Annotated in this window: 19 protein-coding genes; 11 read left to right on the top strand and 8 right to left on the bottom strand. The window is 64.3% G+C overall.

What is annotated here, in order from left to right; all coding sequences use genetic code 11:
- The first annotated feature begins 463 nt into the window (after positions 1–463).
- Together ettA and DT343_RS03915 are read left to right on the top strand one after the other, a co-directional pair.
- Positions 464–2131, top strand: a complete 1668-nt coding sequence (gene ettA, locus DT343_RS03920; RefSeq protein WP_055755177.1) for an energy-dependent translational throttle protein EttA — start codon at positions 464–466, stop codon at positions 2129–2131.
- 29 nt (positions 2132–2160) lie between these two features.
- Positions 2161–3087: a 2-hydroxyacid dehydrogenase gene (locus tag DT343_RS03915; protein ID WP_112861812.1), complete on the top strand. Its 927-nt coding sequence runs from the start codon at positions 2161–2163 to the stop codon at positions 3085–3087.
- Positions 3088–3089: 2 nt separating this feature from the next.
- Here the strand turns inward: DT343_RS03915 and DT343_RS03910 are convergent, their stop codons facing one another.
- Complete coding sequence (locus DT343_RS03910) at positions 3090–3494, bottom strand: EF-hand domain-containing protein (protein ID WP_112861811.1); 405 nt, start codon at positions 3492–3494, stop codon at positions 3090–3092.
- 119 nt (positions 3495–3613) lie between these two features.
- Here DT343_RS03910 and DT343_RS03905 point away from each other — a divergent pair, with 119 nt between their 5' ends.
- The 5 genes from DT343_RS03905 (at position 3614) to metH (ending at position 9800) form a co-directional block, all read left to right on the top strand.
- Positions 3614–4573, top strand: coding sequence for an ArsR/SmtB family transcription factor (locus DT343_RS03905; RefSeq protein ID WP_112861810.1), 960 nt, complete (start codon positions 3614–3616; stop codon positions 4571–4573).
- The gene (gene metF / locus DT343_RS03900; protein WP_112861809.1) at positions 4573–5529 is read left to right on the top strand and encodes a methylenetetrahydrofolate reductase [NAD(P)H]; all 957 of its coding nucleotides are present in this window, start codon (positions 4573–4575) and stop codon (positions 5527–5529) included. Before DT343_RS03905 ends, metF begins: the two co-directional genes overlap by 1 nt.
- Entirely contained in the window at positions 5526–6608 is a 1083-nt protein-coding gene (locus DT343_RS03895; RefSeq protein ID WP_112861808.1) for a homocysteine S-methyltransferase family protein, read from the top strand. The genes metF and DT343_RS03895 overlap by 4 nt, the downstream gene beginning before the upstream one ends.
- Positions 6609–6691: 83 nt before the next feature.
- On the top strand, positions 6692–7129 hold the full coding sequence (locus DT343_RS17165) for a transcriptional regulator (RefSeq protein WP_146756706.1): 438 nt from the start codon (positions 6692–6694) through the stop codon (positions 7127–7129).
- Positions 7130–7133: 4 nt separating this feature from the next.
- Positions 7134–9800 carry a methionine synthase gene (metH, locus tag DT343_RS03885; RefSeq protein WP_112861806.1) on the top strand — a complete coding sequence of 889 codons (2667 nt, stop codon included), beginning with the start codon at positions 7134–7136 and terminating at the stop codon, positions 9798–9800.
- A gap of 45 nt (positions 9801–9845) precedes the next feature.
- Here metH and DT343_RS03880 read toward each other — a convergent pair whose 3' ends face one another.
- The 3 genes from DT343_RS03880 to DT343_RS17745 form a co-directional block, all read right to left on the bottom strand.
- Positions 9846–10313 carry a hypothetical protein gene (locus DT343_RS03880; protein ID WP_258522494.1) on the bottom strand — a complete coding sequence of 156 codons (468 nt, stop codon included), beginning with the start codon at positions 10311–10313 and terminating at the stop codon, positions 9846–9848.
- A gap of 234 nt (positions 10314–10547) precedes the next feature.
- Positions 10548–13175, bottom strand: coding sequence for a TonB-dependent receptor domain-containing protein (locus DT343_RS03875; protein WP_258522493.1), 2628 nt, complete (start codon positions 13173–13175; stop codon positions 10548–10550).
- Positions 13123–13611, bottom strand: coding sequence for a TonB-dependent receptor plug domain-containing protein (locus DT343_RS17745; protein ID WP_258522492.1), 489 nt, complete (start codon positions 13609–13611; stop codon positions 13123–13125). Before DT343_RS17745 ends, DT343_RS03875 begins: the two co-directional genes overlap by 53 nt.
- A 345-nt stretch (positions 13612–13956) precedes the next feature.
- On the opposite strand from DT343_RS17745, the gene DT343_RS17160 reads away from it, so the two are divergent.
- Positions 13957–14340 (top strand): hypothetical protein, encoded by a 384-nt coding sequence (locus tag DT343_RS17160; RefSeq protein ID WP_146756705.1) that lies wholly within the window; start codon positions 13957–13959, stop codon positions 14338–14340.
- Between the two features lie 3 nt (positions 14341–14343).
- Here DT343_RS17160 and DT343_RS17430 read toward each other — a convergent pair whose 3' ends face one another.
- Complete coding sequence (locus DT343_RS17430; protein WP_181669112.1) at positions 14344–14490, bottom strand: hypothetical protein; 147 nt, start codon at positions 14488–14490, stop codon at positions 14344–14346.
- Positions 14491–14556: 66 nt separating this feature from the next.
- On the opposite strand from DT343_RS17430, the gene DT343_RS03870 reads away from it, so the two are divergent.
- Complete coding sequence (locus DT343_RS03870) at positions 14557–15459, top strand: MBL fold metallo-hydrolase (protein ID WP_112861804.1); 903 nt, start codon at positions 14557–14559, stop codon at positions 15457–15459.
- On the opposite strand, the gene DT343_RS03865 is transcribed toward DT343_RS03870, so the two are convergent.
- Positions 15456–16124: a DUF1499 domain-containing protein gene (locus DT343_RS03865; RefSeq protein ID WP_112861803.1), complete on the bottom strand. Its 669-nt coding sequence runs from the start codon at positions 16122–16124 to the stop codon at positions 15456–15458. The genes DT343_RS03870 and DT343_RS03865 overlap by 4 nt on opposite strands.
- Positions 16125–16142: 18 nt before the next feature.
- Entirely contained in the window at positions 16143–17771 is a 1629-nt protein-coding gene (locus DT343_RS03860) for a long-chain-fatty-acid--CoA ligase (RefSeq protein WP_112861802.1), read from the bottom strand.
- Between the two features lie 158 nt (positions 17772–17929).
- On the opposite strand from DT343_RS03860, the gene udk reads away from it, so the two are divergent.
- Entirely contained in the window at positions 17930–18577 is a 648-nt protein-coding gene (udk, locus tag DT343_RS03855; RefSeq protein WP_039247924.1) for a uridine kinase, read from the top strand.
- A gap of 58 nt (positions 18578–18635) precedes the next feature.
- On the top strand, positions 18636–19019 hold the full coding sequence (locus tag DT343_RS03850; protein ID WP_112861801.1) for a hypothetical protein: 384 nt from the start codon (positions 18636–18638) through the stop codon (positions 19017–19019).
- A gap of 457 nt (positions 19020–19476) precedes the next feature.
- On the opposite strand, the gene DT343_RS03845 is transcribed toward DT343_RS03850, so the two are convergent.
- On the bottom strand, positions 19477–20259 hold the full coding sequence (locus DT343_RS03845; RefSeq protein ID WP_039247919.1) for a HisA/HisF-related TIM barrel protein: 783 nt from the start codon (positions 20257–20259) through the stop codon (positions 19477–19479).
- Between the last annotated feature and the right edge of the window lie 106 nt (positions 20260–20365).

The raw sequence follows: 20365 nt of genomic DNA, 5'->3' as shown, positions 1-20365 counted from the left end.
GAGGGCTCGCCTGGCCTGCGACCTTGCGGCGGCGAGAGCGGAGGGAACGGGGGTGATGGTGAGATCCCATCGCGGCGCCGGGGCTGATCGGTCGGGGAATCGCCCCGGCGCCCGCAGTCGCGTCGCAGGGTCGAGGGGGATACTCGGCCGCACCGGGGATCGGGGATCGCTGCTCCGACCCGCCCGTCGCAGGCTTATGGGGTTAGGCGATAAGACCGCCACCGCTCGGCGCCCCGAGCTTGCAGGCCAACCCCCCGCGCGGAGCGTCACACCCTTCGTCGAAACGGTAACTCAAACCACAGAACTCCGGGCGAAGGCCCGGCGCTCCGCCCAGCCCTCCAGACTTCGCTGCGATCGCGCGAAGGCGAAGACGCCTGCCCGCCATATTTGCCCTTCGCGCGCAGGATCGCTACATCCGGCGCAACTCCCCATTCAGACGAACCCGAAGGGCGCACCGCACCTCATGGCGCAGCAATATATTTTCCAGATGCAGGGTCTGACCAAGACCTTCCCCGGCGGCCGCAAGATCTTCGAGAACATCTGGCTCAGCTTCTACAACGACGCCAAGATCGGCGTCGTCGGCGTCAACGGCTCGGGTAAGTCCACCCTGCTGAAGATCATGGCTGGCCTGGACAACGAGTTCAACGGCGAGGCCCGCGCCGCCGACGGCATCAAGCGCGGCTATCTGGAACAGGAGCCCCAGCTCGATCCGGCCCTGAATGTGCGCCAGAACGTCGAGGCTTGGTGCGAAGAGAAGCAGTGGGTCAACCGCTTCAACGAAGTCGCCGCTGAACTTGGCGAAAACTACACCGACGAACTGATGGAGGAGATGACCTCCCTTCAGGAAAAGATCGACGCCGGCGACGTCTGGGACATCGACAGCCGCATCGACCAAGCCATGGGCGCTCTGCGCTGCCCGCCCGACGACTGGGAAGTCACCAATCTGTCCGGCGGTGAAAAGCGCCGCGTGGCTTTGGCCCGACTGCTGCTGTCCAAGCCCGACATGCTGCTGCTCGACGAACCGACCAACCACCTGGACGCCGAATCCGTCGCCTGGCTGCAGCACCACCTGGAAAACTTCCCCGGCTGCGTCATCCTGGTGACCCACGACCGCTACTTCCTGGACCTCGTCACCAAGTGGACGCTGGAGCTGGATCGCGGCAAGGGCCACCCGCACGAGGGCAACTATTCCTCGTGGCTGGAAGCCAAGACCAAGCGCGTCGTGCAGGAGCAGTCGGAATCCGAAGCCCGCCAGCGCGCCCTCACCCGCGAACTGGAATGGGTGCGTTCGGGCGCCAAGGCCCGTCAGGCCAAGTCCAAGGCCCGTCTGGCCGCCTACGAGCGGATGGTCGAGGAACAGGAATCGATGCGCGGCGCCCAGACGCACGCCCACATCCAAATCCCGCCTGGCCCGCGCCTCGGCAACGTCGTTCTTGAAGTCGAAGGCCTGCAAAAGACCTATGGCGACAAGACGCTGTTCGACAACCTGACCTTCAAACTGCCGCCCAACGGCATCGTAGGCGTCATCGGCCCGAACGGCGCCGGCAAGTCGACCATGTTCAAGCTCATCACCGGCCAGGAACAGCCCGACGGCGGCACGATCAAGGTCGGCGAGACCGTCAAACTGGCCTATGTCGACCAATCGCGCGACGACCTGAAGCCCGACGAGACCATCTGGCAGGCCATCTCGGGCGGCACCGACGTGATGATGGTCGGCAAGCGCGAGATCAACACCCGCGCCTATGTCGGCAGCTTCAACTTCAAGGGCGGCGACCAGCAGAAGAAGGTCGGCCAGCTGTCCGGCGGTGAGCGCAACCGCGTCCACCTGGCCAAGACCCTGGCCTCGGGCGGCAATCTGATCCTGCTCGATGAACCAACCAACGACCTGGACATCGAAACCCTTCAGAACCTCGAAGAGGCGCTGGAAGAGTTCGCCGGCTGCGCCGTGGTCATCTCCCACGACCGCTGGTTCCTTGACCGCCTGGCCACCCACATCCTCGCCTTCGAAGGCGACGGCCATGTGGAATGGTTCGAAGGAAACTTCGAAGCCTACGAACAGGACAAGATGCGTCGCCTGGGCGCCGACAGCATCATTCCAAAGCGCATCCAGCACCAGAAGTTCGGCCGCTGATCGCCTGATCTGACAAGAGGAGCCGCTGCATGACCCAACGCCCCGCCGTTCTCATCATGCAGCGGCATCTTGCGCCGCTCTCGGGATTTCTGGAGAGCGCCTACGACGTCTATCGCTTCTGGGAAGGTCCGCCGATCGAGGCCGCCCACGACATCCGCGTCATGGTCGTCGCCGGCGAGGCGCCGCTGGACAAGGCGCTGATCGAACGCCTGCCCAATCTCGACCTGATCGCCTGTTTTACCTCCGGCTATGACGGGATCGACATCGACTGGTGCCGCCAGCGCGGTCTGCCCGTCACCCACGCCCCCGGCGTCAATCACGAGGATGTCGCCGATCACGCCTTGGGCTTGATCCTGGCAGCACGCCGCCAGATCGCCTCGGGCGACCGTCAGGTCCGCGCCGGCGGCTGGACCTTCGAGACACGCACCATCACAACGTCGCTCGCGGGCCAGAAGCTGGGCATCGTCGGCTTGGGCCACATCGGCAAGGCCGTCGCCGACCGCGCCGAGGCCTTCCGAATGGCGGTCAGTTGGTGGGGGCCGCGGCCGCACGACGCCGAATGGCCACGCGCCGACAGCCTGCTGGCGCTCGCCAAGGCCAGCGACATCCTCGTCGTCGCCTGCAAGGCAGACGAGACCAATCGCGGTCTGATCTCGCCGGACATCATCGAGGCGCTTGGTCCCGACGGCCTGCTGGTCAACGTCTCGCGCGGTCAGGTCGTGGACGAGGACGCCTTGATCGCCGCCTTGAAGTCAGGGACATTGGGTCAGGCCGCCCTGGATGTCTTCATCGAAGAGCCGACAGACCCAGCCCGCTGGGCCGACGTGCCCAATGTCATTCTGACGCCCCACACCGCCGGGGCCACGACTGCCGGGGTGCAGGGCATGCTGATGCTGCTGATCGAAAATCTGCAGGCGCATTTCGCGGGCGAGCCGCTGAAGACGCCCGTCGTCTGACTTCAGCGGGGACGCTGCGGCCGCTCGTCCGCCGTCACCACGCCGTCGCCGTTCTTGTCCATCGCTTTGAAGGCGGCGGCGAGGCCCACGTCGAACTCTTCGCGAGTAATGCGTCCGTCCGCATCGGCGTCGAAGCGCGCCAGCATACGACCGCCGCGTGCATTGGCCAGTTCGCTGGCGTCGACCACGCCGTCTTCATTGGCGTCTAGGCGGTTGAACATCTGGGTCATGCGCGCCTGCATCTGGGCCAGGTTTTCGCGCTCCGGCGGCCGCATGTGTCCGCCGATAGGCCTTCCCGACATTTCAGGCCCAGACATTTGGGGCATGGGCGTCTCGGGAAAATCGCTCTGGGCCAACGCCGGACCGGCGGCGGCGACAGCAAGAACGGCGATAAACAGGCTACGCATGAGATCACTCCAAGACGGGTCTGTGGGCTTTAACGCGCGCACAAACCATTCCCGTCGACGCGTTTCCAAGAAACCGATTTCACTTGCCAAATCATATAAGGATATCTTTATATGAGCATATGAGTTTGTCCGCAGATCAGACTGTCGAAGCCCTCCGCGCCGCCGGCGAACCCACCCGTTTGCGCGTTCTGTCGCTGCTCGCGGGTGAAGAGCTGTCGGTCATGGAAATGTCCCGCATTCTGGACCAGAGCCAACCTCGGGTGTCGCGCCATCTAAAGCTGATGACCGACGCCGGGCTCATCGAACGCTTTCCCGACGGCGCCCGCGTCTACTACCGCCTGTCGCATGACGCCCAGGCGCGCCGGCTGATCGACACGGTGCTGGACATTCTGGCCGAAGACGCTGGCGAAGCTGATCATCGGCGTCTGGACGAGGTCCGCAAGGATCGCGAGGAAGCCGCCGCCAGCTACTTCGAACAGGTCGCGCCCCAGTGGGACCGCTTGCGTTCGCTCTACGTCAGCGAAAGCGCTGTCGAGGCGGCGCTGGAAAAGGCCGTAGGGCCCGGCCCCTTCGAACGCGTCGTCGATCTGGGTACGGGCTCGGGTCGGATGCTGACCCTGTTCGGCAAGAAGGCCAAGATGTCGGTCGGGCTGGACCTTAGCCAGAACATGCTCAACATCGCCCGCACCAACGTCACCAAGGCGGGCGTGGAGCAGGTCGAACTGCGCCACGGCGATATCTTCGCCACCCGTCTGCCGGCGGCCAGCGCCGATCTGGTGATCGTGCATCAGGTGCTGCACTACCTGTCCGATCCGTCCGCCGCCGTCGCCGAGGCCGCACGTCTGGTCAGTCCGGGCGGCCGCCTGGTCATCATCGACTTCGCTCCGCACGACTTCGAACATATGCGCGAGGCGCATCAGCATCGCCGCCTGGGCTTCGCCGACAGCGAGATCAACGGCTGGCTGCTCGACGGCGGCCTGACGCCATCGGCCCCCATCGCCCTGCCCCACGACGCCGAGGGCCTGACCGTGACCATCTGGACGGCGGAACGCCGCGTCCAGGACAGAAAGACCGCCTGATGGCCTCCTCCGCCTCCCTCAATCTGGCCGACGCCCGCGCCCTGTTGCTATCGCCGCTTGGCCCAGTAGCCCGCGCCGGATCGAACCGCGACGCCGTGCGCGTCTCGTTCGAATTCTTTCCGCCCAAGACCGATGAGGCCGAGGCCAATCTGTGGAAGGCGATCCGCCGTCTGGAGCCGCTGAACCCCGCCTTCGTCTCCGTCACCTACGGCGCCGGCGGTTCGACCCGCGAGCGGACCCACCGCACAGTCCAGCGCATCATCACGGAAACTTCGCTCCGCCCCGCCGCCCACCTGACCTGCGTCGAGGCCAGCCGGGAAGAAGTCGATGAGGTCATCGAAGGCTACAAGGCGATCGGAGTCGATCACATCGTGGCTCTGCGCGGCGATCCGCCCGGCGGCGCAGGGATCGGCGGCGCCTATCAGCCGCGCGCCGACGGCTATGCCAACGCCACGGAACTGACCGCCGCCATCAACCGCATCGGCGGATTCGACGTCACGGTCGGCGCCTATCCCGAACGCCACCCTGAAAGCCCCTCCATCGATCACGACATCGAGGTGCTGAAGGCCAAGATCGATGCCGGCGCGACCCGCGCCGTCAGCCAGTTCTTCTTCGACATCGACGCCTTCCTTCGGTTCCGCGACCGGGTGCGGGCGGCGGGCGTCACCATTCCCCTGATCCCCGGCGTCATGCCGGTGTCCAACTTCGCCGGTCTTCAGCGGATGTGCGGCGCCTGCGGCGCCAGCATTCCCGACTGGCTGAAGGCGCATTTCGACGGCCTGGACGACGATCCCGAAACCCGCAAACTGCTGGCCGCCTCCGTCGCCGCCGAGACCTGCGCGCGTCTGCAGGAAGAGGGTTTCTCGGACTTCCACTTCTACACCCTGAACCGCGCCGACCTGGTCTATGCGATCTGTCGTGTTCTGGGCGTGCGCGAGACGGCGGCAGTTCAATGACCCGCGCAGAACGCATCGCCGCCCTGCATCAGACGGCCAAGGAACGCATCCTGGTCCTCGATGGCAGTTGGGGCGTCATGATCCAGCGTCGTGGGCTGGACGAGGCCGACTTCCGCGCCGACCGGTTCGTCGCCGCCAACGGCTATGACGAGAAGCACCAGATGAAGGGGAACAACGACATCCTCTGCATCACGCGGCCCGATGTCATCGCCGACCTGCACGACCAGTATTTCGGCGCCGGCGCCGACATCAGCGAGACCAACACCTTCTCCGGCACCACGATCGCCCAGGAAGACTACGCCCTGGACGCCCAGGCGGTGTGGGATATCAATCTGGAAGGCGCGAAACTTGCCCGCGCATCGGCCGACCGCTGGACCGCCAAGGAGCCGCACAAGCCGCGGTTCGCCGCCGGCTCGATCGGTCCGCTGAACAAGATGCTGTCGATGTCGTCCGACGTGAACGACCCCGGCGCCCGCAGCGTGACCTTCGACCAGGTCTATGAGGCCTATCGCCATCAGGTGAAGGCCCTGAACGAGGGCGGGGTCGATCTCTATCTGATCGAGACCATCACCGACACGCTCAACTGCAAGGCCGCGATCAAGGCGATCAAGGACCTGGAGGACGAGGGCATGGACGCCCTGCCCATCTGGATTTCGGGCACCATCACCGACCGCTCGGGCCGCACCCTGTCGGGCCAGACGGCGGAAGCCTTCTGGAACAGCGTGCGCCACGCCAAACCCTTCGCCGTCGGCTTCAACTGCGCCCTGGGCGCCGACCTGATGCGCCCCTTCATCGCCGAGCTGAGCCGGGTCGCCGACACCCTGGTCGCCGCCTACCCCAACGCCGGCCTGCCCAACGCCATGGGACAGTACGACGAGGAGCCACACGAGACCGCCCACTTCATCGAGGAATGGGCCGCCTCCGGCCTGGTCAACATCGTCGGGGGCTGCTGCGGTACGACGCCGGATCACATCCGTCACGTCGCCGAGGAAGTCGCACCGCTGAAGCCCCGCGCCATTCCGGAACGGCCGGTGGCCTTGCGGCTATCCGGCCTCGAACCGTTCGAGTTGGTGGCGTGACAGACCGAGAACATTGGCCCCCGCCTCACCTCGAAGCATTCTCGGCAGTCCTGCCAGAGCTCAACCGGGAAAGTGATCGCGGTATGGTGCTGGTGGCATGCAGCTTTATAGACGGCCAACTAGCCGCCGCCCTTCGCGCAAAGCTGCTTGATGTGCCAGCCGTCGAAAAACTCTTGGAAGGATTCAATGCTCCTCTTGGGACTTTTTCCGCTCGAATAGCGATTGCCAGAGCCGTAGGTGTAATCTCGGCAGTTGAGCACGCCGAATGTGAACGCCTGCGCAAGGTTCGTAACGAGTTTGCTCACCGCGTCCATTGCTCGTTCGACGATGAAAAGATTGAAGCGATCTGCCGCGAGCTAGCATTTTCAGCGAAGCCGTACGTCAAAGCAGACGGCGAAGCTGTCCACGTCTCGTCGCGGGGAGCCCTTTCAACCGCCGCAACAGCCCTCATGCTTAGACTAGCTAACCGCGCGCACTACGCCTCAAAGCACCGCATTGCTGACCGAGAGTGGGAATACTAATCGCATGCGACCCACCTTCATCAACGTCGGCGAACGGACCAACGTCACCGGCTCGGCCAAATTCCGCAAGCTGGTGGTCGAGGGCGACTATTCGGCCGCGTTGGACGTCGCCCGCCAGCAGGTCGAAGCCGGCGCCCAGATCATCGACGTCAACATGGATGAAGGGCTGCTGGACGGCGTCGTCGCCATGCGGACCTTCCTGAATCTGATCGCGGCCGAGCCCGACATCGCCCGCGTGCCGGTGATGATCGACAGCTCCAAATGGGAAGTGATCGAGGCGGGCCTGAAGTGCGTTCAGGGCAAGCCCATCGTCAATTCGATCAGCATGAAGGAGGGCGAACAGGCCTTCCGCGACCATGCGATCAAATGCCTGCGCTACGGCGCCGCCGTCGTGGTCATGGCTTTCGACGAGGTGGGCCAGGCCGACACGGCCGTCCGCAAGATCGAGATCTGCACCCGCGCCTATGACATCCTGGTCAACGAGGTCGGCTTCCCGCCCGAGGACATCATCTTCGACCCCAATATCTTCGCCGTCGCGACGGGGATCGAAGAGCACGACAACTACGCCGTCGACTTCATCGAGGCGACGCGGGAGATCAAACGCACCCTGCCCTCTGCCCGCATCTCGGGCGGGGTGTCGAACGTCTCGTTCAGCTTCCGCGGCAACGAGCCGGTGCGCCGCGCGATCCACAGCGTCTTCCTGTATCACGCCATCAACGCCGGCATGGACATGGGCATCGTCAACGCCGGCGACCTGCCGGTCTATGACGACATCGACGCCGAACTGCGCGAGGCGGTCGAGGACGTGATTCTGAACCGGCCGCAGCGAACCAATGTCTCGAACACCGAGCGTCTGGTCGACATGGCGCCCCGCTACAAGGGCGAAAAGGGTCAGGCCCGCGTCGTCGATCTGAAATGGCGCGAACAGCCGGTCGGCAAGCGGATCGAACACGCTCTGGTCAACGGCATCACGGAGTTCATCGAAGCCGACACCGAAGAGGCGCGCCTGGCCTCAGAGCGCCCGCTGCACGTCATCGAAGGCCCGCTGATGGACGGGATGAATGTGGTCGGCGACCTGTTCGGCTCGGGCAAGATGTTCCTGCCGCAAGTGGTGAAGTCCGCCCGCGTGATGAAACAGGCCGTCGCCTGGCTGGAGCCCTTCATGGAGGCCGAAAAGGCCGGCAAGCCGCGTGAGCAGGCGGGCCGCATCCTGATGGCGACGGTCAAGGGCGACGTCCACGACATCGGCAAGAACATCGTCGGCGTCGTGCTGCAATGTAACAACTACGAGGTCATCGACCTCGGCGTCATGGTCCCGGCCGACCGCATCCTGGACGAGGCCAAGGCCCACAATGTCGACATCATCGGCCTGTCGGGCCTGATCACGCCGTCGCTGGACGAAATGGTCTTCGTCGGCGCCGAGATGGAGCGGCGCGGCTTCGACATACCCCTGCTGATCGGGGGCGCCACCACCAGTCGCACACATACGGCGGTCAAGATCGAGCCCGCCTACCGCCGGGGCTCGACCACCTACGTCGTCGACGCGTCGCGCGCCGTCAGCGTCGTTTCGGGCCTGCTGTCCAAGACCGAGCGCGCGAAGAACGAAGCCGCCACCCGCGACGAATACATCCGCATCCGCGAGCAATATGCCCGCGGCCAGGAAGTGAAGGCCCGCGCGACCCTGGCTCAGGCGCGCGAGAACCGCTTCCGCATCGACCCCGCCCAACCCATGCCCGGCAAGCCGTCCTTCCTCGGCGTGAAGGCGTTCGACGCCTGGGACCTGCAGGATTTGGCTGACCACATCGACTGGACGCCCTTCTTCGCCAGCTGGGAGCTGATCGGCCGCTATCCGCTGATCCTGGACGACGAGATCGTCGGCGAGGCCGCGCGTGACCTGTTCGCCGACGCGCAAGTCATGCTGAAGCGGATCATCGACGAGAAGTGGTTCACGGCCAAAGGCGTCGTCGGCTTCTGGCCGGCCCGCGCCGACGGCGACGATGTCATCGTCTTCGCCGACGAAGGCCGCGACGCCGAGATCGCCCGCTTCCACACCCTGCGCCAGCAGATCAAGAAGTCGAACGGCAAGCCAAATCTGGCCCTGTCCGACTTCATCGCTGAGAGGGGCGACGACTATATCGGCGCCTTCGCCCTCACCGCCGGTCACGGCGAGCTGGAGATCGCCAAACGGTTCAAGGACGCCGGCGACGACTATTCCGCCATCCTCGCCACGGCCCTGGCCGACCGCCTGGCCGAGGCCTTCGCCGAACGGCTGCACAAGGAAGTTCGCACCACACTATGGGGCTACGCCGCCGACGAGACGACCGACATCGACGCGCTGATCGCCGAACAATACCAGGGCATCCGCCCAGCCCCCGGCTATCCTGCCCAACCCGATCACACGGAAAAGGCCACCCTCTTCCGCCTGCTGCAGGCCGAAGACCACGCCGGCATGGCCCTGACCGAAAGCTTCGCCATGACGCCGCCGGCCTCGGTGTCGGGCCTCTATTTCGGCCATCCCGGCAGCCACTATTTCGGTGTCGGCAAGATCGATCTGGACCAGGTCGCGGACTACGCCCGCCGCAAAGGCTGGGACGTCGCCACGGCTGAGCGCTGGCTGGCGCCCATCCTCAACTACGACCCATACGCCGCCAAACGCGAAACGGCGGCTTGAGCCAGGCTCAAGCCGCCGTCTGTCATCCGGTAACCGCCGAACCGATCAGTTGATGCCGACGCTCTCCAGCGTGGCGGGCGGCGTGGTGATGTTGTCGCGCAGGCGGCGCGCGGCGTGCTCGCAGCGGCCCGGCAGACCGAAGAACAGCCCGAACGACTGGCTGCGCGCCTCGGCGTCGGGGTTCGCCATCAACGGCGCCCACTGCGCCTTGACCGCGGCGACGGCCTGCTCGGCCTCGGCCTTCGAAGTCGCCGACTGGCGCGGTGCGGCCGCCGCCAGGGCGCTGCGGAAATCCTGGGCTTCAAGACGACCCAGACGGACCAGCTCGACATCCTCCGGCGCACGCGACGTCAGCGTCTCGCCCAAATCGGCATGGCCGGTCACCAGCGCATCGCACCACGCCACCAACGGATAGTCGGCGCTCGGCGCGCCCCGCGGCAGCGGCCGTGCATAGGCGATGGCCTCGCGCGTCTTCACCGCATCGGCAGTCTCCGTCGGCCGGTTTCCGGTCACAATCGGACCATCTTGAGCTAGGGCACGATCGTGAGCCGAAAGGTTCGTGATCACAACAGCGGCAGCCAGTAGGGCAGCGGTCTTTAGCATGGTCATCCTTGGGTAAGAGCCCCCCGGCTCTGGTCTTGTGGTCGTCATAACGTTCGTCAAACGAAATGGTTTTTCCATGACTACAAAAAACAAGGGCGGCAAACCCTCAAGTTTGCCGCCCCGTCTCCTAACCGATTTCTAGACTTAGAAGTCGGCCGTTATACCGATGAACATGAAACGTCCCATCGCATCGTAGGTTTGCGGATAGGTGTTGTTGTTTCCGGTCGTGCCAACCGAATACGACAGTGGTGGATCACGGTCGAGGATGTTGTTGATGCCGGCACGCAACTTCAGATTGTCGCGCAGTTGAATGCTACCGGACAGATCGAAGTAGTTTTGCGCATCAAACTTGCTGTCCAGACGTCCGGCGCCAGCGACGTTCTCCACTTCGCCGTAGTAGCGCCATGTCGCCGAAAGATCGGCATTCCAAGGCATCTGCCAGGTCACGCGAGCGCGGTGACGCCATTCGTTTTTGGGCGTGCCGCATTCACCGGCGAACTTGCCGACGCAGTCGTAAGCTGCAGCGCCGGCACCCGGATCAGTTTCAAGCTTCTCCAACCAAGATCCGACCATATTGAATGCCAGACTGCCATAGGATTCGAGCCCAACGCGCTCCAGATCCATGCTGTAGTTGGCGTTGATATCGATGCCCGAAGTCTTTAGGCCGCCGATATTAGTGTTGAAGGCTTCAATATAGCCGCCCGTCGTCCAAAGGGTCCCAATATCGCTGCGGACAATACGGGAGCAGGCAGCCGCTTCATTATTGACGTAGCAGTTATCCAGCGTGACCAGCGGATCGATGATGTCGATCCGGTCCTTCAAATCGATATCGTAATAGTCGATCGAAACGTTCAGGCCCGGCAGGAACGACGGGGTGATAACGGCACCAACCGTAAAGGTGTCCGCCGCCTCCGGAGCCAGATCAGCATTGCCCTTTTGCAGGAAGTTATACTGGCCCGCAGGGCTTTCAAGCAGGCCGCCATTGTCGGTCGCAAGCCCGTACTGCCCGGCAGGAACGCCCGTCGCCACACACTGCGCTAGCGTTGCGGTAGGGTTCGGTCCGCAGGGGTCGCCATCCGCATCATAGAGGTTCAAGCCTTCCGGCCGGAACAGTTCGATCACGTTGGGAGCGCGGGTCGTCCGCGCCAGACTGGCGCGGAAGCGAAGGTCGCTGATCGGCGCCCAGTCGACGCCAAGGCCATAGGCGTCCGAGTTGAACTTGTCGTAAGTCGATCTACGGTAGGAGCCGTTGATCGACACTTGCTCGGCAAACGGACGACCTTCGATCAGCGGCATTCGGAACTCACCGAACAGATCATAGACCTGAACCGATCCGGCCACGCTTTGGGTAGGCCCGCCTTGTCCAGCCAGGTCACCGGTTTCAAACGCCTGGTCCGATGTGGCGACCAACTTGTCACGACGATATTCGGCGCCGAACGCGACCTGAAGGCCGCCTTCCGCAAGCGGGCTGCGTACATACTGTGTCAAATCGCCCGTGGTCGCCAGGGTGATGACTTGCTGCTCGGTGATGCCGCGCTGCAAACCGGGTACCTGAATATAGTTCAGGGCCGCTTGGGTGACTCCCCCCGGAGCATAAAGATTGTAGGGCACGCAGGCCGCGTCAACGGCCGCCAGCGGTCCGGTCGGCCCATCGGGATCGATCGCAGACACGCACGCGGCCTGACCTGTGGCGGGATCAATAGCGACATCAAGCGCGCGGCCGATACGAGTGTTCGAAAACTCGTTGCGATAGATGCGGCTCAGGCTGACCTTCGAATAGGATGCTGCCAGATCGTAGCTCCACACATCGCTCAGATCGCCTCGAATGCCAACTACGCCGCGGTAGTTCTGAGAGCTGATGTCATCTTGACGTCCGCCGCCTTCGACGTTGCGGCGACCGATCAGCACTTCGACCGAGCCGATGCCAGGGGCGCATCCCAACTGCGCAGCTTGCGCGGGCGTCAGGAGCGGATTGGAGCAACTGATGTTGTAGCCGCCGTTTGCCGAAGTCCCGCCGCCGAAGAAGATGCCAGACGGCGCGATCTGCGCGACCGTGCTGTAGTCGCTGAAGTTCAGCGACGCGAACGCTTCAATCTTATCGTTGACTTGATAGTTTCCGAAAGCGCCCAGAGTGTAGCGCTCGTCAGGCCGTTGATAATAGTTCAATGGGCCGAAGTTGTAGGCGTCGTTTGCGGTGTAGTTACGGAAACCGCCGCCGTCCGCGACAGTGAGATTGGCCCCGCTGTCCAGAGACAGGAAACGGCCCGTAGCGTTAGTGGAGGAACCACCGCACGTGAAGCTACCCGCCGACTCCCCGCCAAGCGAACAAGCCGAGTAATCACGATCACGGCCAAGAATCTTGTTGTTCTTACGGTAGCCAGCAAAGGCCGTAACGTTGCCGCGGCCGTCCGGGGCGTTAACGCCCATGGCGATCGTGACTTCACGGCTGAAGCCGTCCATCACATCGTCATCAGGCAGTTTGAACTGAGCAGGGTTGCCTGCAGACCGCCCTTGGATCACGGTTCGCAGATTACCCGGGCCATCGTAGTCGTTGTGGTGCTGGAAGAAGCCGTATTGAGCGTCGATCTGAAGCCCTTCGAAGTCCTTCTTCATGATGAAGTTCACGACACCGGCGATCGCGTCTGAGCCATAAACTGCAGCAGCCCCGCCGGTCAGCACTTCAACACGCTCAACAAGTTGCCCGGGGATCTGGTTAAGGTCAGCAGCAGTGTCGTTGGGCGAGCCGTAACCCATACGGCGACCGTCGATCAAAAACCAGCGTTCTGTCCGGGCCAAGCGCGCGCAGGTCCACCGTTGCCGTGCCCGAAGCGCCGTTGGAGACAGTCGAGTTCTGGGCTGCGAACGCTTGAGGAAGTTGGTTCACCAGATCTTCCACGCGCGTCACGCCCTGGACGCGGATATCTTCGCCAGTAACCTGTGTCACTGGGCTGGTGGTGCGCAGATTTGCCTGGGGAATGCGCGATCCGGTGACGACGACTTCATCGACATTTACAGCTTCGTCCGTCGACTGCGCCAGAGCGGGGGTGCTCAGGCCGATCATGGCGAAGCCAGCGATAATGGTGGACTCAAGCAGACGCTTGCGCTGGTTCTGAGATCTCACGTAATTTTCCCCTCTGAGGTTTTGCCGAAACTCAGCGACAATAGCCGCCGCAACATTGTCCCCTGACATCCATGCGCTCTGAAGCATGATGTAGACTCAGCGAGAGTGACCCGGCTTTGCTCTCCTCGCCATGGCAATTACACCTGAGCAACACCATTGAGGCAGAACTGTCGCAAAATCACCACGCTTCTTGTAGACAGAAATATTTGATAGCTTTTGGGTCGATCTGGCCTTTTTTGACCAAATCAACTCCAACACGGCACTTTTTAGGGTGGGAAAATGCGCACTAGTGGGCTGTTTGTAGTCGCCACAGCTTCGGCCTTGATGGTCATCGGTGAGCCGAGGTTGGCCATCGCTCAAACGCAACCAGACCGTGCGGCAGCGCTAAAGGATGTGGCCGCTTGCCGTAGCATTTCAGTAGAGACAGCACGATTGGCCTGCTACGATGAGGCAGTGGCGCGGCTGGATTCTGCCGAACAGACCGGCGACATCGTCGTGATGGACCGCGCCCAAGTCCGAAACGCAAACCGTCAGTTGTTCGGTTTCCAGTTCACCAACCCCTTTGCAGCTCGTCTGGGAGGAACCGCAGAACCTGAAGTGGAAGCCATTGAAACGACGTTGATTTCCGCAACCGCTACCGTCGATGGGAAATGGCTTTTCCGCTTGGCAGACGGATCTGAATGGCGCCAAGTCGATTCAGATTCAGTGAGGTTCCTCAATAGAGCGGGCGTGCAAGTACGTATCCGCCGCGCAGCATTAGGCAGCTTCATGATGACGCTGGACCGTAGCCGCGCGGTTCGCGTCCGTCGCCAATAGAAGCTACCGCTGAACGAGAACCCGTGCCGCATAGGGAGCGGGCTCCGGCGTGCAGGAGGCGGCGATCAGTTGCACCGCGGCGAGACACAGGATCGCCGCCGCGACGAACGGGAGCCGATTTGATACAGCGTTGGCGATCGAACGGGCCATTGTGGGCGCTCCAGGCATGACTACCGAAACGTTAACGCAAGCTCTGCGCCAAACGCGGCCGTGACGATGATCCCTTTCGTAAGGGCGTTCGACTTCGCCTATGGGCGGCGCGATCAGGTTTCGCCATTGATCCAGCGGGTGATCGCCGACAATCCGGGGCCTTTCACCTTCACCGGGACGGGGACCTATATCGTCGGCCGACCTGACCAATGGGCCGAGGTCGCGGTGATTGATCCGGGACCGCTGGATGAGGCGCACCTGGCGGCGCTGATGGCGGCGGTCGAGGGGCGGCTGGTCAGCCATGTGCTGGTGACGCATACGCACCGGGATCATGCGCCTTTGGCCCGGCCGTTCGCCGAGGCGACCGGAGCGCGGATTTGGGCGGCCCGGCCTCCGGTGCGGGAAACGCATGCTTCGGGTACGCTCGATGAAGATGACGATGCCGACTTCGCGCCCGATGTCGTGCTGACGGGCGGCGAGGTCATCGAAGGCGACGGCTGGACGATCGAGGCGATGTTCACGCCCGGTCATGCGTCAAATCACATGGCCTTCGTCCTGCGCGAGGAGAACACGCTGTTTTGCGGCGACCATGTCATGGGCTGGTCGACGACGGTCGTGGCGCCGCCGGATGGGAACATGCGTCAGTATATGGCCAGCCTGGAGGCGGTGATCGCGCGCGACTTCGATGTGTTGTGGCCGACGCACGGGGCGCCGGTGACGCAGGTGCGGCCGTTTCTAGAAGCCTATCGCGCGCATCGGCTGAAGCGGGAGGCGCAAGTGCTCCAACGGCTGGAGGCGGGGGATCGCACGATCGCGCAGATGGTCCCGGTTCTGTACGCCGCCGTCGATCAGCGGCTGTGGCCGGCCGCGTCGCTGTCGGTGCTGGCGCATCTGATCAAGCTGGTCGAGGACGGCGCGGCGACCAGCGATGAGGCGCCCGGCCTGTCGGCGCAGTTCCGGCTGGCTTAGCGTCCCGCCTCCAGGTTTCGGGTGATCTTGGCGGCGAGGCGGCAGGTGGCGCCGCCGTCGGGACGGCTGCCGCGTGCGGCGACGCGGATGTCGGTGCGGCCGGGGCGGATGCGAACGACGGCGTCGGTGGCGAAGCCGAACCAGGCGCCGGCATGCACGGCTTCGACCTGGAAGGTTGTGGCGCGGGTGACGACGAAGCCGGCGTCGACCAGCGCCGAGGTCGCCTGCTGGGCCAGGACCTGGGTCGGGATGGCGTCCACACCGTCACAGGTCTGCGGCGCGCCGCTGCGCACGCCGGCGGCGCGCGGCAGGCCAGGCGGCTCGTCCAGGTTGGTGCTGACGTCACGTGGATGGGGCGTCGCATCCTGGCCCTGACGCAGCACGAAGCCGGCGACGGTCGCACCCGAGAGAACCAGCGCCGCCAGCGCATAAAGACCCCTGCCCTTCAGGTCGCGCAGCGCCAGCACCGCCGCCGCCAGAGCCGCCGCCAGACCGACCCAGGCCAGGAGGCGCGCCACGGTCCAGGTCAGCAGGTCGTAACCGATCGCCAGATCGAGCCCGCCGAACCGCGTCGCCGTAACGGCCGCCACGATCAGCACAAAGGGCGCCGCCGCCAGCGCCGTCAGCCAGGGCAGAATGGCGGGTACGGGCTTTCTGGTCGGCATTCAGGCTCCGGTTCTAACTTAGGCAGCGGTCGGCAGACGATAGTCCTTCATCCGGTCGCGCAGAAGCTTCTTGTCGATCTTGCCGGTCGCGCCCAGCGGGATGTCGTCCACGGCGACCACATCGTCGGGCATCCACCACTTGGCGATCTTGCCGGTCAGGAAGTCCAGATGCTCCTGCTTGTCCAGCATCTCGTCGGGCTTGAGCTTCAGGATCAGCACGGGCCGTTCGTCCCATTTGGGGTGGGCCGCGCCGATGACGGCGGCGATCTCGACCTTGGGGTGACCCACGGCGATGTTCTCGATCTCGATGGAGCTGATCCACTCGCCGCCAGACTTGATCACGTCCTTGGCGCGGTCGGTGATCTGCATGAAGCCCAGGTCGTCGACCGTGGCCACATCGCCGGTGTCGAAGAAGCCTTCGTCGTCCAGGATCGAGCCGTCTTCCTTGAAGTAGGCGCGGCTGATCGTCGGCCCCTTGACCATCAGACGACCGAAGGTGGCGCCGTCGTGAGGCAGTTCGGCGCCCGCCTCGTCCTTCAGCTTCAGCTCGACCCCCAGCGGCGGCACGCCCTGCTTCAGGCGGTATTTCATCTGCTCGTCGTAGGAGAGCTTCAGGATTTCGGGCGGCAGGTTGGCGATGGTGCCGATGGGCGAGGTCTCGGTCATGCCCCAGGCGTGGGTCACCTCGACGCCGAAATCGTCCTGGAAGCCGCGGATCAGGCTTTCGGGACAGGCCGAACCGCCGATGAGGACGCGCTTCAGGGTCGAGAATCCCAGCCCGTTCTGTTTCATGTGGGCGAACAGGCCCTGCCAGACGGTCGGCACCGCGGCCGAGAAGGTCACGCCCTCCTGTTCGATCAGCTCGTAGATCGACTGACCGTCCATCTTGGAGCCCGGCATCACCAGCTTGGTGCCGGCGGCGGGACCGGCGAAGGCGATGCCCCAGGCGTTGGCGTGGAACATCGGCACGACTGGCAGAATCACCTCCTTGGGCGTGGCGCCCATCACCGTGGCCTGAAGGCCCATGAAGGTGTGCAGGAAGTTGGAGCGGTGCGAATACAGCACCCCCTTCGGATTGCCCGTGGTGCCGGAGGTGTAGCAGAGTCCGCAGGCCGTCTGTTCGTCGAAGTCGCCCCAGACGACGTCGGTAGATTGACCGGCGATCGCGTCCTCATAGGCGACGGCTTTGGGTAGCTTCGTCTGAGGCATGTGGGCGGCGTCGGTCATGATGACGACGCGCTCGACCTTGGGGATATGCGGAAGGATGGCTTCCAGCAGCGGCACGAAGGTCAGGTCGACGAAGATGATCCGGTCTTCGGCGTGATTGATGATGTAGACGAGCTGTTCGGGGAACAGACGCGGGTTCAAGGTGTGGCACACCCCGCCGATGCCCATGATGCCATACCAGGCCTCGATGTGGTTGGCGGTGTTCCAGGCCAGGGTGGCGACGCGGTCGCCCGGCTGGATCCCCCAGTCCTTCAGCGCGCTGGACACGCGTTTGGCCCGGTCGTGGATCTGGGCGTAGGTCGTGCGAACGATGGGGCCCTCGACCGAGCGCGTCACCACTTCGCGCTCGCCGTGCCAGTTTTTGGCGTGGTCGATGATCCTGTCGACCGTCAGCGGCCAGTCCTGCATCAAGCCCAGCATGTCGTATCCTTGTCCCTTGGATGCGTCTGCTTTGATGCGACGCTTGAGCCGACGCTAACATCGGTGATCGGCGATAAGCAACGTGACGTAGCGTCAGCCACGGCGCGGCGGATCGTCCCCCGTGGCGCTGGCGTCGCGACCGCTCTAGAAGACGCCACATGACCATATTGATCGCGATCACGGGGGGCTCCGGCTCCGGCAAAAGCACCCTGGCGGAGGCGCTGGTCTCGGCCCTGCCGGAAGGGTCGGCCGTGCTGGTGCGCGAGGACAGCTATTACAAGGACGCGGCCTCCCTGCCCGGCTTCGACGCCGCGACCTTCGACTTTGACGATGTGACGGCGCGCGATCACGACCTGATGATCGCAGACCTGAAGGCGTTGAAGGCCGGGCGCGCGGTGACGGCGCCGGTCTATTCCTTCATCCATCACGGCCGCGAGCCGGGCGGCGAGCCGATCCCGGCGGCCGAAGTGGTGATCGTCGAGGGCACGCATGTTCTGTGCACCCCCGATCTGACCGCCCTGTTCGACATCCGCGTCTTCGTGGACACGCCGGCCGACATCCGCTTCATCCGCCGCCTGCTGCGCGACCAGGCCGAGCGGGGCCGATCGGCGGATTCGGTCGTGGCGCAATATCTGGCCACGGTGCGTCCGGGCCACGAGCGCCTGACCGAACCGTCGCGCACCCACGCCGACTTCATCGTCGCCGATGCGACGGCCGCCGTCCGCCTGGAAGACCCTCAGGCCGTGGTGCGTCTGGCGGCCCCGGTCCTGGCCCATCCGCTGCTGCAGGCCCTGCTGGACGACTAGCGAAGACATCTCCGACCCGAAATTCGGCGGGGCGAAGCGCGACCGGCTCAGCGGGCGGATGACCATCCATCGCCCTGATGCGCGCCCGTTCGGCGGCTTCGGCCTGCTTCTCGACCAAGATGGCGTCCAGCCGGATGTATTCGAGTTCCAGCAGGGCGCGAAGACGCTCATCCTCCTCCTCTTCTTCGGGCGTCTGTCTGTAGGGCGGCGGGAGACCGCGACCGGGTTTGGGACGGCGAGGTTTGGGGCGGGCCATGCGGGTCTCCGGACACGGGTTATCGGCTTCGCGCGATCGCAGCGAAGTCTGGAGGGCTGGGCGGAGCGCCGGGCCTTCGCCCGGAGTGTGATTAGAGATTACCGTTTCGACGAAGGGTATGACGCTCCGCGCGGAGGGTTGGCCTGCAAGCTCGGGGCGTCGAGCGGTGGCGGTCTTATCGCCTAACCCCATAAGCCTGCGACGGGTCGGCGGTCCCTGCGAGGACCGTCCCGAGTGCGGCCGAGTATCCCCCTCGACCCTCCGACAGCGCTCCATGAGTCGCCGCCGGCGCGGGCCGTTTCAGACCCGCCCCCGTTCCCTCCGCTCTCGCCGCCGCAAGATCGCAGGCCAGGCGAGCCCTCCGGTGCGACGAGACGGATGTATTATGCGGCCGTTTGACCCCGTGGATGGGAGAACGGCGACATAAATCGTCAAGCGGTTGAAATCGTTGGGGAGGCGCCAGCGACATTGCGATGGCTGAGCATCGTCTCCTCCCCATGTCATGGAGAGGTGGCTCGAAGCGTAGCCGAGAGACGGAGGGGATCTCCTTCGCATCGCAGCCCTGTGGCGCTTCAAGAGCGCCTCCACCGCTTCGCGGTCCCCCTCCCCGCGAAGCGGGGAGGAGACGACGTGCGCTGGAGGTTTAGATCAGTCCCGCCAGCGGCGACGACGGGTCGGCATACATCCGCTTGGCCATCCGGCCGGCCAGATAGGCGTCGCGGCCGGCGATGACGGCGTGTTTCATCGCGCGGGCCATGCGGATGGGGTCCTTGGCTCCAGCGATGGCGGTGTTCATCAGCACAGCGTCGCAGCCCAGCTCCATCGCGCGGGTCGCGTCCGAAGCCGTGCCGACGCCCGCGTCGACCAAGACCGGCACCTTGGCCTGTTCGACGATGAGGCGGACGTTGACCTCGTTCTGGATGCCCAGGCCCGAGCCGATCGGGGCGGCGGCGGGCATGATGGCGGCGGCGCCGGCGTCTTCCAGCCGCTTGGCCATCACGACGTCGTCGGTGCAATAGACCATGACGTCGAAGCCGTCCTTGATCAGCAGATCCAGCGCCCGCAGGGTCTCGATCATGTCGGGATACAGGTGGGCGGTGTTGGACAGCACCTCCAGCTTGACCAGGCTCCAGCCGCCGGCTTCGCGCGCCAGACGCAGGGTGCGCACCGCGTCCTCGCCCGTGAAACAGCCGGCGGTGTTGGGCAGGAAGGTGAAACGATCCGGCTTCACATAATCGACGAGCATCGGCTGGGTCGGATCCGACAGGTTCACGCGGCGCACGGCCACGGTCACGATCTCGGCTCCGGCCGCCTCGGCGGCGGCGGCGTTCTGGGCGTAGTCGGCGTATTTGCCGGTGCCCACGATCAGGCGCGAGTTGAAGGTGCGGCCGGCGACGGACCAGGTTTCGTTGGCTGTATCGGTCATGAGTGCTGACCTACGCGCCCTGGCCGCCGAGCGAAAGGTCGCAAGGATCACACCGCGTTGCGAGAGACCATCAGATAGACTAAACTAAGTGGACTAAGTTCAATGG

The organism is Brevundimonas vesicularis, assembly GCF_900445985.1.
In the GTDB taxonomy this organism is placed as follows: Bacteria; Pseudomonadota; Alphaproteobacteria; order Caulobacterales; family Caulobacteraceae; genus Brevundimonas; species Brevundimonas vesicularis_D.
The sequence above is the reverse complement of the archived record's forward strand: the minus strand, read 5'-3'. Positions and strand labels throughout refer to the sequence as shown.